We start from the raw sequence: 14,261 nt of genomic DNA on the forward strand, positions 1-14,261 counted from the left end.
CATGCTACAGATTCAATCACTCAATCAGTTTTATGGTGAAAGCCACACCTTGTGGGATCTTGATATGTCGATTCCCGAGGGTAAATGTACCGTGCTTATGGGACGTAATGGCGTAGGAAAAACGACGCTGCTGCAGTGCATTATGGGCTTGGTCAAGGTTAAGAGCGGCGATATTCAGCTCAATGGAGAGTCGCTACTAAAACACGACGCAGAGTCACGCCCTAGAATGGGTATTGGTTATGTGCCTCAAGGCCGACAGATCTTTCCGATGCTCACGGTTCAAGAAAACCTTGAAGTAGGGCTACCGATTCGAGACAAAGGCGATCGCAAGATCCCTGAGTTTATTTTCGATCTCTTCCCTGTGCTAAAGGAGATGCTTCATCGTCGAGGGGGCGATTTGTCGGGTGGTCAACAGCAGCAACTCGCGATTGGTCGTGCATTAGTGGTGAATCCAAAACTACTGATCCTCGATGAGCCGACAGAGGGTATCCAACCCAATATCGTTCAAGAGATTGGCGATATCATCCGCATGCTCAATGAGAAACTGGGTCTGACGGTGTTATTGGTCGAGCAGAAACTGCCGTTTGCAAGAAAAGTCGGTGATCAGTTTTGCATTCTTGACCGAGGTCGCCAAGTGGCTGAGGGTGAGATGGCAGCTCTAAATGACGGCTTGATTAAGGAGTATTTGACAGTATGACCACGCTCCTTGAAGTACCCCAAGACCCGAAGGCGGGTCTTGGTCAAATCATTGACGCACAGACTGAGTTTGGCTGGAAAGCCAGACTCAGTCTGGGTTTTGTTAATCGAGGTGATAAAACTGTCCTAAAGCACCGTTCGCAGCAAGGACCACTCGCGATACAGCGTCCTCTCTACCCCGAGGGTAATCCCTGTCACACTTACCTGCTTCACCCTCCGGGTGGTGTGGTAGGCGGTGATACGTTGCAAATTAAAGCGAAGGCAGAACGGGGCGCTAATGTGTTGATTACCACACCAGGTGCCACCAAGTTTTACCGCTCTGAAAATAAGTATGCTAAGCAGAGCCAGATTTTATCGGTAGAAAAAGGAGCACGCCTTGAGTGGCTACCTCAAGAGAACATCTTTTTTCCCGATGCGCACGTGCGAATGGATACACAAGTGCACCTCGAAAAGGATGCACAGTTTTTGGGATGGGAGATGCACTGTTTTGGTCGCCCTGCACTAAATGAGGGATTTAGCTCAGGACATTTAGTAGGTAAAACAGAGGTTTACCTTGATGGGCAACGTTTACTTACAGAAGGTTTGAATGTTAGGGGTGAAGATAAGCTATTGAAAGATAAAGGTCTTCTTGGCTATCAAATGATGGGGACGCTTTACATTTCAATTGATGATGAAGATTTTTACCAGTTGGTACAGAGCTTGCTCACTACCATGCAGCAAGAAAACAAAAAAGGTGCAGTACTTATTGCTGCGAGTCAGTTGGAAAATTTGCTTGTAATTCGTGCGCTTGGGAACTGGAGTGAGGTGATATTGGATTGCTTCCAACAAGTTTGGCAGGTTGCGAGAGAGCATTGGACTGGCGAATGTCCATATCCACCGAGGATCTGGGCGACCTAAACCAACAATTAGAATCGACGATAAGGCTTATCAATGGAATTGACCCCAAGAGAGAAGGACAAACTTCTCATCTTTTGCGCTGGTATGTTAGCCCAGCAGCGCAAAGACAAAGGCTTGAAGCTCAATTATCCAGAATCCGTCGCTCTTATCTCTAGTGCCATTTTAGAAGGCGCTAGAGAAGGGAAAACAGTTTCCGAACTGATGGATTTTGGGCGCACACTACTTACCACCGAAGATGTGATGGAAGGCGTTCCGTCTATGATCCCCGACGTTCAAGTTGAAGCGACATTTCCAGATGGCACCAAATTGGTGACCGTCCATGAACCCATTGTTTAACTCATCGGTTTAACAAACTCGCTTAACTAAATTTAGGAGGTGACATGGCAGGTTCATCTAAACACTACACGGGCTTTGTCCCAGGGCAGGTCGAGACCGCCAAAGGTGATATCGAACTTAACGTGGGCCGAGAGACGGTTACGGTAAAGGTCGAGAATCTAGGCGATAGACCGGTGCAAATTGGCTCTCATTACCACTTCTTCGAGGTCAATGAAGCACTAAGCTTCGACCGAGACCTGACTAAAGGTTTTCGCCTAAACATTCCCGCTGGCACAGCAACGCGTTTTGAACCAGGGCAGTCGCGAACTGTTGAGTTGGTTTCGTTTGCAGGCAAGCGCGAAGTTTATGGTTTTCAAGGCAAAGTAATGGGCGCGCTTTAGCGCGCGGTAGCCCAAGTAGTACTTCAAAATAAGAAAACTATTTGGGCTAATCATCAGTACGCCAAACAAAACAACAAGGAAGAATAATGGCGAAGATATCCAGACAGGCATACGCCGAGATGTTTGGTCCCACAGTCGGGGACCGAGTTCGCTTAGCGGATACAGAGCTTTGGCTAGAGGTAGAACAAGACCTCACTGTATACGGTGACGAAGTTAAATTTGGTGGTGGTAAAGTAATTCGCGACGGTATGGGCCAAAGCCAGCGTCCAAGCTCTGAAACGCCTGACCTCGTCATTACCAACGCATTGGTGTTGGATTACTGGGGCATCATTAAAGCGGATGTCGCGGTGAAAAATGGGCGCATTCAAGCGCTCGGCAAAGCGGGCAACCCAGATATACAGCCAGGTGTTGATATCATCGTTGGTCCCGGTACCGAAGTATTAGCCGGAGAAGGTTCAATATTGACGGCGGGTGGAATTGACTCTCACATCCACTTCATCTGTCCGCAACAGATTGAAGAAGCCTTAGCTTCTGGTGTAACCACTATGATTGGCGGCGGTACCGGTCCTAATACTGGCACCAATGCAACGACCTGTACTCCTGGTCCGTGGAACATGCATCGCATGCTTGAGTCGCTAGACCAATTTCCAATGAACTTTGGCTTGCTTGGTAAAGGTAATGCCAGTCAACCAGAAGCACTGCGTGAACAAATCGCTGCCGGAGCGGTTGGCTTGAAGCTTCACGAAGACTGGGGTACGACACCAGCATCCATCGATACGTGTTTGACCGTTGCCGATGAAATGGATGTTCAGGTTGCCATTCATACCGATACTCTGAATGAGTCAGGTTTTGTAGAGTCTACGCTTGGCGCTATTGGCGATCGCGTTATTCATACGTATCACACTGAAGGAGCTGGCGGTGGTCACGCGCCAGATATCATTAAAGCCGCTGGCGAATCAAACGTACTGCCGTCTTCAACCAACCCAACGCGACCATATACGGTCAATACCGTGGATGAGCACCTAGATATGTTGATGGTGTGTCACCACTTGTCGCCTTCTATTGCAGAAGATGTGGCATTCGCAGAGTCTCGCATTCGCCGCGAAACCATTGCAGCAGAAGATATTCTGCATGACCTAGGCGCATTTTCTATGATTGCTTCTGATTCACAGGCCATGGGACGTGTGGGTGAAGTGATCACTCGAACTTGGCAAACCGCCCACAAGATGAAAGTACAGCGTGGCAGCCTTAAAGAAGACTCTAGTTACAGTGATAACTTCCGTTTGAAGCGATATGTTGCCAAGTACACCATCAACCCAGCTATTACACATGGTATGGCGCATGAAATCGGCTCCATTGAGGTTGGCAAACTTGCTGACTTGGTCCTGTGGAAGCCAGCCTTCTTTGGAGTAAAACCGAGCGTTGTGCTTAAAGGTGGCATGATTGCAATGGCACCGATGGGTGATCCTAATGCATCGATTCCGACTCCGCAGCCTGTTCACTACCGCTCTATGTTTGGTAGCTACGGTAAAGCATCACAAAACACCTCAATGCTGTTTGTCTCACAAGCGGCGGCTGATGCTGACATTGCCGCTCAGCTTGGACTGGGCAGCTTAATTGGTGTCGCTAAACAGTGCCGAACGATCAGTAAAGCGGACATGAAGCTGAATGATTGGCAGCCGAATATCGAAGTGGATTCCCAGACATATCAAGTGCGTGCCGACGGAGAGTTGCTTGTTTGTGAGCCTGCCGAGGTATTACCAATGGCGCAGCGTTATTTCTTATTTTAACCGATGGGTATTGAGAGTTTTTTGAGGACAGCACAGTGATTGAATTAATAGAAATTACCAAAGAGTTAACACCACAACCTCACGCATTTTTAAGTCTGCCTATCGACAGCCGTATTAAGAGCCGTCTAAAGGTCATTCTTGATGATGGACGTGATGCAGGTTTGTTTTTGCCAAGAGGCCATATTCTTCGCGGTGGACAACAGCTTAAGAGTAAGTGTGGGCTCGTGATTGAAGTAAAAGCTGCGCCTGAGCAAGTCTCGTCAGTGTATTGCAGTGACCTACATCTGCTTACTCGCGTTGCCTATCACCTCGGCAACCGTCACGTGCCACTACAAGTGGAGTTTGGCTGGGTTCGATATCAACACGATCATGTATTAGATGAAATGGTGGAAGGACTTGGCGCAGAAGTGACTTCAGAGCTCGCGCCGTTTGAGCCAGAAGGTGGCGCCTACGGTGGCAAAAGTGGTGGACATCACCACCATCATTAATCCGAATACAAACCGAACCACAACGATTTACTACTAAAAATATAATGAAAAGGAAATTTCAATGAAAACACCATTCCTCAAATTAACAACGTTCAGCTCTCTTTTATTGGCTCCGACTTTTGCATTAGCACATCCTGGTCATGAATCAACGGCATTCTCAAGTGGTCTTACGCACCCAGTGACGGGCATCGATCATCTGATTATGCTACTTGCTTTTGGTCTTCTTGTTGGTTGTCTAAGCGCGACCAAAGCTCAAAAAATTGGTCTAGTCGCCGGCGCGCTAGCGATGCTTATGGTGGGACTATTAATTGGTAGCACCTTTGGTCTCGCGACCGGAGTGGAGACAGCGATCGTGGCGTCTCTTTTTGTGGTCAGTGCGGCGATTTGGCATGCGTTCAGTGCATCGCAAAAGATGGTTAAGCTAGCGGTTGGTCTGTGTATTGGCATGATGTTTTTCCACGGCTATGCACATGGTGTTGAAGCTGAAGGCACACTTGGTCAGTTCTCACTGGGAATGGCTTTGGGCGCGACAGCACTGATGACACTGGGCACTCAAATTGGTAGTCGCGTTGCATCACGTTGGATGTCGGTTGGCGTTGCTGCGGCAAGCTCACTGTTCTTGATGGCAGCCTAATTTATGGCAATGAATGCCAATCAGGCTCTGGGGAGCGACAGCGATATTGCGTCGACGTCAGAGCCTAAAATCAACAACGATGTGTCTAGCTATCGATTGTTCCAGTTGATCAGCCCATCACTTCCCATCGGCGGGTTTACTTACTCGCAAGGTCTTGAGTGGGCGGTGGAGGCGGGCTGGGTGAAAAACCGCGCTTCGATGGAAGAGTGGTTGGCAAATATGCTGTTTAGCAGCGTTGCAACCCTTGAACTGCCAATCATCGACAGGCTTTATCAGGCGATTCAAGCTTTAGATACTAACGCGATTTCAGACCTGTCAGACAGATTGGTGAGCAGTCGTGAGACGAAAGAGTTGCGAGCTGAAGAGAAGCAACGAGGGCTAGCACTCAATACTTTGCTTGGCAGATTAGAAATAGCGATTGACGGCGTCGCGCTCGATGATTATCAGCCAAACCAGCTGCTCGGCTTATGTGTTGCTGCGGTGTATTGGAAGATTGATTTGAACGAGCTTAAGAAAGGCTACTTGTGGAGCTGGGCTGAGAACTTAGTCATGGCAGGCGTAAAGCTGGTTCCTTTAGGTCAAACCGACGGTCAGCTTGCACTTATCAATCTATCTGATCAGTTTGCTAAAGCGCTCGAAATCGAACAGCAGACGGAAGACTGGATGATTGGCAGTTTTACACCTTCGGTATCCATAGCCAGCAGTCTTCATGAGACACAATATACAAGATTATTTCGCTCATAGTGGTTAGCGGCACAAACTGCCTTGACAACAAACGAGTGACGAAAAAGGAAGAGATAACATCATGACAAGTACAACAGACAGCTATAAACAGCCACTACGAATCGGAATCGGTGGCCCAGTAGGCTCAGGCAAAACGGCATTGCTTGAGGTCTTGTGTAAAGCGATCAGGGATAAACTCCATATTGCTGTTGTGACCAATGATATCTATACGCAGGAAGATGCGAAGATCCTAACTCGAGCAGAGGCTCTTGAACCAGATCGTATCATCGGTGTAGAAACAGGAGGCTGTCCTCATACCGCGATTCGCGAAGACGCTTCCATGAACCTAGCAGCGGTAGAAGAGCTCGCTAAACTTCATAAAAATCTCGATGTGGTTTTTGTTGAGAGTGGTGGCGATAACCTAAGTGCGACGTTCAGCCCTGAGCTTGCTGACTTAACTATCTATGTTATTGACGTAGCGGAAGGGGAGAAGATCCCACGTAAAGGTGGTCCGGGCATTACGCGTTCTGATCTGCTTGTCATCAACAAGATCGACCTCGCCCCTTATGTTGGTGCATCACTAGAGGTGATGGAGCAAGACACACAACGTATGCGCCCAACCAAGCCGTATGTCTTTACCAACTTAAAAGAGAGTAAAGGATTGGACACCATCATCGATTTCATTTTGACTGAAGGTATGCTTGAGTTTCATAGTTAAGATTTTAAGACTTCGCTTGGATTTACAGACTCAAAGTTACACATAAGTGACGGTTGTGACTTACACTTTTGCTAAAGACGAGATAGGCGGAACGTGTATGTTTCAAGCAAAGCTGATGGTATGGATAACAACACTGGTCTTTTTTGGTTACGGGCTGTTGTTTTCTCTGTCCCCAAATATGCTGTTCGAACGAGTAACAGACAGTGCATTGTTTTCTTACTCGGCAGCAATTGATATACGAGCGACCTATGGTGGCATGATGATGGCGATAGGCATCATATTGGCGCTACTGGTACTTAGAAACGAGACATTGAAATTGTCGGTTATTGCCGCCACTCTGCTTGCAGGCTTAATGGCAGTAACGAGATTGATGGGTATCGTTGTGGAATCCCAACCTAACGATACGATGCAAATCTATCTGGCAACGGAAGTCTTCTTCACTGTTTGGGGATTGTTCATTCTCTGGAAACTGCCCAAACGGCGATTTTATTTCAAATAGTAGATAGCAAATACAAAACGCCCCTCTGGATAGACTCTTCAGAGGGGCGTTTTTCATTCTGGTATTTGTAAGTTTTGTATCGATATCAAGCGAGTTTAAAGTAGGTGAGTTGCTGCTTTAACTCTTCAGCCGCAACGGCCATCTCCTGAGTCTTTGAGGCTAATTGATTACTTGCCTCGTTAATCTCGCGAGCGGATAAATGAATAGTAGTAACGTTCTCACTCATCTCATTGGATACCATGCTTTGTTGCTCTGCTGCCGCTGCAATCTGAGCGACCATATCATTCGCACCACTTAGGTCACCAAGCATCGACTCTAGAGTCACTTTTGTCTCTTGTGCTCCTGAAACACTGGCGGCAATGCTGGTATTGTTCTGCTCCATGACATCGAGTACTTCACCCGTCTTAGACAGCAACTCGTTGATTGTGGTTTGCACTTCATTGGTTGATTGCTGCGTTCGGCTTGCGAGGTTGCGTACTTCATCCGCCACTACGGCAAAGCCACGACCTTGTTCGCCAGCACGTGCGGCTTCGATGGCAGCGTTTAGTGCCAATAGATTCGTCTGCTCTGAAACCTCTTGAATAACCTCAACGACCTTACCGATATTGTCGACACCGAGTTTTAATGCCGCCATGAGGTGAGTCGTCTCGTCGATTGAAATGGAGATAGCAGAGACTTCTTCGAGTGTTGAGTCCATGCTGACACTACTCGTTTTGGCATGCTCTGCGGCGCCGCTAGTGCGCTCTGCGCTCTGCTCAGCATTGGTTGCTACGTCGTTGATGGTCGCAGACATCTCGTTCATCGCTGTCGCAAGCTGTTCCAGCTGCGAGTTTTGGGAATCAAGGCTTTGTGCTGTCTCTTCACTTGTCGATGCGATGCTTTCAGAGAGTCGACTCGCTGTATCAGCGGTAATGGTCGCAGCCGTGATGGTGTCACGTATCGTTGATTGCATTTGACCCAAGCCATTACTCAGTTGGCCAATTTCGTCTTTACGCTTTTTCGTTAGTTGATTGGTAAGGTCGCCATTTGCCATGCGCTTTAGGTTCTCGACTAGCTGCTCAATTGGTTTAACGATGTTATTTCCAACCACAAAGCTTGTCATAAACAGGATCGCCACACAGCCTACAGTGAAAGCGATCTGCTTCGTCACTTGAGCGATAAAATCCTCTTTAATATCGGAGACAAATAACCCTGAGCCGATGATCCAATCCCATTGAGGAACATAAGCAACATAAGAGATTTTGTCTTTTAATTCTCCCTCTGGAGAGAGCCAGGTGTAATCTAAGAAGCCTGCGCCATCTGATTTTGCGATGCGCGACATTTCACGCCAATGGTAATTTCCTGCGCCGTCGGCAATATCGCTCATGTTGTTACCGATCGCTTGTGGTCGAAGTGGATGCAGGACTAAGGTGTTCTTGCTATCGGTCACCCAGAAGTAATTGCTTTTGTCGTAACGAAGGGAGCTAAGCGCTTGTCGCGCTGCTTGCTCTGCTTGTTGTGAAGATAGGGAAGGTTGGATGCGATAATAGTTAACCAGAGAAACCGCGGCCTCAACTTGAGCACGGAGTTTCCCCTCTCGCTCTGCGAGTTGCTGTTGCTGTTGCAGGAACACATTGAATATTCCCATCGATAGCATTAACACCGCAGATAATACAACGATGATCTGGATTTTTGCCTTAATGCTTATGTTGTTGAGCTTCATGCCTAGCCTCTATCACTTTGTTTTTATGATTGTTTATATGCTAACGGATAGACAAAAGCTGTATAGAGATAGGTATGTAAAAATTGTGGATATTAGTGGCTAATTATCGAAAATGTGCAGTAGGTTGGTTTGTTTTGTTAAATGGCGCGAGATGTGTAACATTTTGTAATGTATTAAAGGGTGATCACGCGCAGTAAGAGCCCACCCTTTGATAAAATTATTTGAAGATACAGTGCTTTGCGTAATCGCTTGCTTCGTTAGCCGTCCAATCGCCTTTTGGCTTTTCTTGCATGTCTTGGCACCAAGCTTCACTACCAACTTCGGTACATGCACTTAGTGCCAACATTGCTAGGGCGGCTAGTGCTAATGTTTTTAGCGTCGAGTTCATTACTACTTCCTGTGTTATATATCCGTTGTTACTAATTGTTACCAGTATAGCGTCAGCGGTTATGCGAGGGAAGCGCGTACTTAACTAAACAAGAATGTGCAGCATAGAATCACTAGACGACTGGTCTAATTCTATGTCATCATGGGTGCATGAATACGAAAACCAATGAAACTCGGCAGCATATTCTCGATGTTGGGTACGAACTTATTTTATCGAAGGGCTTTACTGCGGTTGGGCTCTCGGAGCTATTGAAAACTGCAGAAGTGCCGAAAGGCTCTTTCTATCATTACTTTAAATCTAAAGAACACTTTGGTGAGGTGCTGATAGCGAGTTATTTCGAAGGCTATTTGGCGCGGCTAGACACCTTGCTTAATGAAGCTGAAGGAACAGGCTATGAGCGCTTGATGGGGTATTTTCGTCGTTGGTTAGAGGTTGACGCGGGTCGATGCAACGCACACAAGTGTCTTGTGGTTAAGCTCGGTGCTGAGGTTTCTGATTTGTCAGAGCCGATGAGAGATGCGCTTCATCAAGGCGCCATTCAGATTACGGCTACGATAGCTCGCTGTATCGATGCTGGTATTAAAGATGGCTCTATCACGGAGCAAGACAGCACAACGACAGCCAACGTGGTTTACCAACAATGGCTAGGTGCCAGTTTGCTCAGCAAGCTTAGCCAAAACACCCAGCAATTAGAATTTGCTCTAGCAGCGACTCAATCACTGCTAAAGCGTTAAATGAACTAAAATTAACCTGCTTTTGCGATGCAGGTTTTTTTTGAAAACGAACACTAGACGACTGGTCTAATATAAAAGGAAATCACCATGTCACAACAGAACAGAAGAATTGTTTTAGCCTCTCGCCCAGTTGGTGCACCAACACAAGACAACTTCCGAATCGAACAAGTCGCCATTCCTCAGCCAAATGATGGTGAGGTGCTACTGAAAGCCATTTACCTTTCTCTTGATCCTTATATGCGTGGTCGTATGAATGATGCGGAATCTTACGCTGAACCAGTTGCTCTTAATGAGGTGATGGTAGGGGCTACCGTATGCCGCGTTGAGGCTTCTAAAAACGATCAGTTTGAAGAGGGCGAATGGGTACTTGCTTACACTGGTTGGCAGGACTTCGGCATTTCTAACGGTGAGGGCTTGGTTAAGTTAGGTAAGGCGCCAACACATCCATCATATGCGCTAGGCATTATGGGTATGCCAGGTTTCACTGCGTATATGGGACTGCTCGATATTGGTCAGCCTAAAGCAGGTGACACAGTAGTTGTGGCGGCGGCGACAGGTCCAGTTGGTGCAACGGTTGGTCAGATCGCTAAGCTAAACGGCTGCAAAGTGGTGGGTGTCGCTGGTGGTGAAGAGAAATGTCGCCACGCAGTCGAGGTACTGGGTTTTGATGTTTGTTTGGACCATAAAGCAGATGATTTTGCGCAGCAACTAGCACAAGCTTGTGATAACGGCATTGATGTCTATTTCGAAAACGTGGGTGGTAAGGTATTTGACGCAGTGATGCCACTACTGAACACCGGCGCACGTATCCCAGTTTGTGGCTTGATTTCTCAATATAATGCAACGTCATTGCCAGAAGGGCCAGACCGAATGTCTGCGCTAGTTGCAACGCTACTTATCAAGCGTATTAAGATGCAAGGCTTTATCATTTTTGATGACTATGCACACCGTTACGACGAGTTCGCGACTCAAATGGGTCAGTGGCTAGCCCAAGGTAAGATGCAGTATAAAGAGCATTTGGTACAGGGTATGGATAACACAGTGGATGCGTTTATCGGTCTATTGGAAGGTAAGAACTTCGGTAAATTGGTTATTCAGCTTAATGACCTAGATTAATCTGCGAAGTCACGAGAAACAGCGCCTATGTTTAAGGCGCTGTTTTTGTTTGTCTTGAGCCGTTCACACTGGAAAGAGTACACTGTTTGCTTTGTTTGATGATGGACTTAAGACTATGCACATAACGGATTCTAGCAGTGTTCAATACCGCTCTCTTCTGCTTAAAGCGTTGTTTAAAAGGCCCAAGATTAAAGGTTCTATTCAAACGGCTTCATCGGTGACACTGACAAATCCTTCCTTTTTTATTGATGGTAGGGCATTAAACCGTTACTGCCAGCACTTTGGTTTCGAACCGTCACACATCCCATTAACCTACTTGTTTGTTGCTACGCAGGGTGAACTGCTCCAATTATTTGTTCATCCAGAGACCGCCGTCCGCCCGCTTGGATTAGTGCACACGTTTGTTGAATTTGAGATGTTTCAGCAACTCGAGGCCGAGCAGAACTACCATTTTACCGTCGCGCTGGAGATGGTAGAGAAAACAGAAAAAGGGCAGAGGTTTGAAACGGTCGGTGAATTCTCACTGGAAGGTCAAGTCATCGCACGCTACCGATCTGGTTACCTGATGCCAAATAGGGGAGTGAAGTCGAAAAAACGTCAATCAGCGCCGGTAGAAGACCTCAGCGCTTATCATATCAGCACGACTCTTGAGACATCTAAGAAGCACACCAAAGCGTATGCTAAGGTATCGGGTGATTACAATCCTATCCACCTGAATGGTCTTATGGCTAGGCTGTTTGGGTTTAAAGCCCCCATTGTGCACGGAATGGACATGGCAGCGAGATTGCTGAATGTTGCCAGCAACGAGATAAATACAGGATTGATTAAAAAATGCCGCTTTGACTTCAAGCGCCCCGTGTTCGTTGATCAGACACTGAAGGTGTGCAGCAACGAAACGCAGCTTCTGCTTGTGAACGAGGATAACAAAAGCTGCGTGGCAATGAGTTTGTTGGAGAGGGAGCTTAGTTCGCTTTGGCTTTAAGCTGTTGCGTTAGCCAGTCAGCACTGCTAGACGAGCTATCTGCGCAAACGACTTGATAGGCTTTGCCAGTAAACCAGCTTTTAGACGCCACTTCATCAATGAACACCTGTGTAGAGGTGACATCATCCTTAGCATAGTCCCACTTCCTTCGAAGGTGATCTGCCGCTTCTTGCCCGGTGTGTTCTTTACCATTTCGGATAAAGGTGCATGAGGAGGTCTGCATCTGATCGATCAGATACAGCACATCACTTTCGGTATCAGCCAGCACGTCTGTGCTGGCTAGTGTAACGAGTAGTAGAGCTAACGCTGAGGGTTTCACTGTTTCCACCATTGTTTGACTGGTGTCGGATTTAGGATCTCTAATCGTTCACCAATTTCTGGAGAGACCATAGTAACACCGCGCTCTTCGCTGATCTCTAACGCTTTGTTCATCGGTTCATGCCAGTCATGCATTGACAGGTCAAATGTACTGTTGTGAATTGGCATCATCACTTTACCTTTCACATCAATATGCGCTTGAACACTTTGCTCCGGGAACATGTGAATCTGTGACCACAACTTGTTGTACGCACCTGTCTCAATCATAGTAAAGTCGAATGGACCGTATTTTTCACCGATCTCAGCAAACCCACCAAAGTAGCCAGAGTCACCGCTAAAGAAGACTTTGGCTTCTTTACTGTCGATTACCCAGCTTCCCCACAAGGTTGAATCTCGGTCAGTTAAACCACGACCAGAGAAGTGCTGTGTTGGCGTCAACGTGTACTCGATACCATTGACCTCATGCGACTCCCACCAAGCTAGCTCGGTGATTTTATCTTCAGGTACGCCCCATTTAGTCAGGTAGTTGCCCACTTTAAGCGGCACAATAAAGTGCGACGTTTTGTTTGCTAGCGCTTTCACTGACGCTTTGTCTAGATGGTCATAGTGGTCGTGGCTTATCACGACCACGTCGATTTTAGGCAACGCTTCGAGTGAGATAGGTGGCTGGTGGAAACGTTTTGGTCCTGCCCATTGCACTGGTGACGCGCGATCACTAAACACTGGGTCAGCCATAACGATTTGACCGTCGAGCTTCATAATCACACTAGAGTGTCCTATACGATAGACCACGTCTTCTGTTTCCTCGATCAGCTGTTGCGCTGTGATCGTGTTCACCGGCAAATCAAACGTCGGGGTTGGTTCAGCGCGATCTGTGGTGAAGTAGGATTTCATGATCTCAACCATGTCACCAAAGCTAGATTTGTACTCCATTTCGCTGTTGACGTATTTGTCTGGGTAACGCTCAGGATCTTTTTCAGTATTTGTACAAGCTGTTAGTGCAGTAGTGCTCATTGATAGAACTCCTAATGTGGCTAGTAGAGACTTTCTCATAGTGCTGACTCTTCTGTCATGTGAGCTTTTGCTCATCTCTTCTTTAAGTAAACTGACCAGTGTAGTTTACTTTTATGTGGTGAAAAGTAAACTACTTAGTGTAAAATAATTAGAGAAATTTCCACCGTGTCGGTTAACGTTATGATTGAAAAGAAGAAAACAAGAAGCGAGTTGAAAAGAGAAGCGATCATCAGCGCCGCTAAAGACGCATTCAACGAGTTTGGCGTGCAAAATACCAGCATGGATAAGTTGGCTTCATTAGCAGGCGTGTCGAAACGCACGGTGTACAACCACTTCGAATCGAAAGAAGAGTTAGTGATGTTATTGCTATCTGAACTTTGGCACCAATCCATGGCGGACGTTGACCTCACGCCCTTGGAAACGAAAAGTGTCGAAGAGCAGCTTCACTATTTGTTAGCGCATGAGATACGAATCCTCAACAAGCCTTCCTATATCGACTTAGCTAAAGTTGCCTTCGGTCATTACTTCTATCGACCAGATGAGCTCAAAGAGCAAGCTGCCAAGATGACCAAACAAGAGACCGCACTTTATAAGTGGCTTGAACAGCAAAACGAGGAGGGTGTGCTTAAGATAGATGATATAGACACTGCAAGCATTCAGCTTCACAGCTTGATAAAGGGAAGCTGCTTTTGGCCGCAGTTGATGGGTATGAGTGATGTTATGAGTGAAGAGGCTGTGATGCAGTTGGCTCAGTCTACCGCGGATTTGTTTTTGGCGCGTTATTTGGTGTAGTTCAAAACGACATTAGCTGGCTACTTGTGCGTTGGTCAATTTGTGCGTTAGTAA

The 14,261-nt window shown here is 46.9% G+C and carries 18 protein-coding genes; 14 read left to right on the top strand and 4 right to left on the bottom strand.

Going from position 1 to position 14,261, the window contains the following annotated elements:
• Position 1 precedes the first annotated feature (1 nt).
• The 10 genes from urtE to J4N45_RS21115 all read left to right on the top strand — a co-directional run bounded on the left by urtE (position 2) and on the right by J4N45_RS21115 (position 7,161).
• On the top strand, positions 2–697 hold the full coding sequence (gene urtE, locus J4N45_RS21070; protein WP_128648711.1) for an urea ABC transporter ATP-binding subunit UrtE: 696 nt from the start codon (positions 2–4) through the stop codon (positions 695–697).
• Positions 694–1,593, top strand: coding sequence for an urease accessory protein UreD (locus J4N45_RS21075; RefSeq protein ID WP_252016743.1), 900 nt, complete (start codon positions 694–696; stop codon positions 1,591–1,593). The genes urtE and J4N45_RS21075 overlap by 4 nt, the downstream gene beginning before the upstream one ends.
• 33 nt (positions 1,594–1,626) lie before the next feature.
• On the top strand, positions 1,627–1,929 hold the full coding sequence (ureA, locus tag J4N45_RS21080; RefSeq protein ID WP_042471054.1) for an urease subunit gamma: 303 nt from the start codon (positions 1,627–1,629) through the stop codon (positions 1,927–1,929).
• Between the two features lie 44 nt (positions 1,930–1,973).
• Positions 1,974–2,309: an urease subunit beta gene (locus J4N45_RS21085; protein ID WP_128648713.1), complete on the top strand. Its 336-nt coding sequence runs from the start codon at positions 1,974–1,976 to the stop codon at positions 2,307–2,309.
• Positions 2,310–2,395: 86 nt separating this feature from the next.
• Positions 2,396–4,099, top strand: coding sequence for an urease subunit alpha (ureC, locus tag J4N45_RS21090; protein WP_252016745.1), 1,704 nt, complete (start codon positions 2,396–2,398; stop codon positions 4,097–4,099).
• 35 nt (positions 4,100–4,134) lie between these two features.
• Positions 4,135–4,587, top strand: coding sequence for an urease accessory protein UreE (ureE, locus tag J4N45_RS21095; protein ID WP_252016747.1), 453 nt, complete (start codon positions 4,135–4,137; stop codon positions 4,585–4,587).
• 55 nt (positions 4,588–4,642) lie between these two features.
• Positions 4,643–5,221, top strand: coding sequence for a HupE/UreJ family protein (locus J4N45_RS21100; protein WP_419153466.1), 579 nt, complete (start codon positions 4,643–4,645; stop codon positions 5,219–5,221).
• Between the two features lie 9 nt (positions 5,222–5,230).
• Complete coding sequence (locus J4N45_RS21105) at positions 5,231–5,965, top strand: urease accessory protein UreF (RefSeq protein ID WP_252017274.1); 735 nt, start codon at positions 5,231–5,233, stop codon at positions 5,963–5,965.
• Between the two features lie 61 nt (positions 5,966–6,026).
• Complete coding sequence (gene ureG, locus J4N45_RS21110; protein ID WP_252016749.1) at positions 6,027–6,662, top strand: urease accessory protein UreG; 636 nt, start codon at positions 6,027–6,029, stop codon at positions 6,660–6,662.
• A gap of 97 nt (positions 6,663–6,759) precedes the next feature.
• Positions 6,760–7,161: a DUF4345 family protein gene (locus J4N45_RS21115; protein ID WP_252016751.1), complete on the top strand. Its 402-nt coding sequence runs from the start codon at positions 6,760–6,762 to the stop codon at positions 7,159–7,161.
• Between the two features lie 85 nt (positions 7,162–7,246).
• Here J4N45_RS21115 and J4N45_RS21120 read toward each other — a convergent pair whose 3' ends face one another.
• Complete coding sequence (locus J4N45_RS21120; protein ID WP_252016753.1) at positions 7,247–8,863, bottom strand: methyl-accepting chemotaxis protein; 1,617 nt, start codon at positions 8,861–8,863, stop codon at positions 7,247–7,249.
• A gap of 217 nt (positions 8,864–9,080) precedes the next feature.
• Positions 9,081–9,209, bottom strand: coding sequence for a DUF3012 domain-containing protein (locus J4N45_RS21125; RefSeq protein WP_081935844.1), 129 nt, complete (start codon positions 9,207–9,209; stop codon positions 9,081–9,083).
• A 191-nt stretch (positions 9,210–9,400) separates the two neighbouring features.
• Here J4N45_RS21125 and J4N45_RS21130 point away from each other — a divergent pair, with 191 nt between their 5' ends.
• The 3 genes from J4N45_RS21130 to J4N45_RS21140 all read left to right on the top strand — a co-directional run bounded on the left by J4N45_RS21130 (position 9,401) and on the right by J4N45_RS21140 (position 12,083).
• The gene (locus J4N45_RS21130; RefSeq protein ID WP_252016755.1) at positions 9,401–9,985 is read left to right on the top strand and encodes a TetR/AcrR family transcriptional regulator; all 585 of its coding nucleotides are present in this window, start codon (positions 9,401–9,403) and stop codon (positions 9,983–9,985) included.
• A gap of 87 nt (positions 9,986–10,072) precedes the next feature.
• Complete coding sequence (curA, locus tag J4N45_RS21135) at positions 10,073–11,101, top strand: NADPH-dependent curcumin/dihydrocurcumin reductase (RefSeq protein WP_252016757.1); 1,029 nt, start codon at positions 10,073–10,075, stop codon at positions 11,099–11,101.
• 115 nt (positions 11,102–11,216) lie between these two features.
• On the top strand, positions 11,217–12,083 hold the full coding sequence (locus J4N45_RS21140) for a MaoC family dehydratase (RefSeq protein WP_252016759.1): 867 nt from the start codon (positions 11,217–11,219) through the stop codon (positions 12,081–12,083).
• Here the strand turns inward: J4N45_RS21140 and J4N45_RS21145 are convergent.
• Both J4N45_RS21145 and J4N45_RS21150 read right to left on the bottom strand, forming a co-directional pair.
• Positions 12,064–12,402 carry a DUF5329 family protein gene (locus tag J4N45_RS21145; protein ID WP_252016761.1) on the bottom strand — a complete coding sequence of 113 codons (339 nt, stop codon included), beginning with the start codon at positions 12,400–12,402 and terminating at the stop codon, positions 12,064–12,066. The genes J4N45_RS21140 and J4N45_RS21145 overlap by 20 nt on opposite strands.
• Entirely contained in the window at positions 12,399–13,415 is a 1,017-nt protein-coding gene (locus tag J4N45_RS21150; protein WP_252016764.1) for an MBL fold metallo-hydrolase, read from the bottom strand. The genes J4N45_RS21145 and J4N45_RS21150 overlap by 4 nt, the downstream gene beginning before the upstream one ends.
• Before the next feature lie 180 nt (positions 13,416–13,595).
• Here J4N45_RS21150 and J4N45_RS21155 point away from each other — a divergent pair, with 180 nt between their 5' ends.
• Complete coding sequence (locus J4N45_RS21155; RefSeq protein ID WP_252016766.1) at positions 13,596–14,207, top strand: TetR/AcrR family transcriptional regulator; 612 nt, start codon at positions 13,596–13,598, stop codon at positions 14,205–14,207.
• Positions 14,208–14,261 lie beyond the last annotated feature (54 nt).

It is taken from the genome of Vibrio sp. SCSIO 43140, from assembly GCF_023716585.1.
In the GTDB taxonomy this organism is placed as follows: domain Bacteria; phylum Pseudomonadota; class Gammaproteobacteria; order Enterobacterales; family Vibrionaceae; genus Vibrio; species Vibrio maritimus_B.